This is a genomic window from Bradyrhizobium sp. Leo114, from assembly GCF_055229415.2.
Genome location: NZ_JBUYEN020000292.1, coordinates 1 through 232, shown reverse-complemented (window position 1 = coordinate 232; position 232 = coordinate 1). Strand labels below are relative to the sequence as shown.

At 65.5% G+C, this 232-nt stretch carries 1 protein-coding gene; it reads right to left on the bottom strand.

The window, feature by feature from the left end; all coding sequences use genetic code 11:
- A partial coding sequence (locus ACZIRK_RS45775; protein ID WP_474419922.1) for an IS3 family transposase occupies positions 1–218 on the bottom strand: 218 nt, incomplete at its 3' end.
- Between the last annotated feature and the right edge of the window lie 14 nt (positions 219–232).

Here is a 232-nt window from a genome sequence, read left to right as displayed (position 1 = left end):
TTCGGCCTTGGTCCCAGCGCCGCAATGCCCATCTTGCGCATCAACCGCTTGCGATTGACCTGAAGCCCCTCAACCTTCAGCATCGCGGTCATTCGCCGCGAGCCCAGGAACGGCCAGGCGGTGAACAGCTCGTCGATCCGCTGCATCAGGGCAAGGTCGTTGTCGTTGGCCGGCCGTGGCGGCCGGTAGACCCCGGAGCGCGCGATGCCAAGCAACATGCATTGCCGGCGGA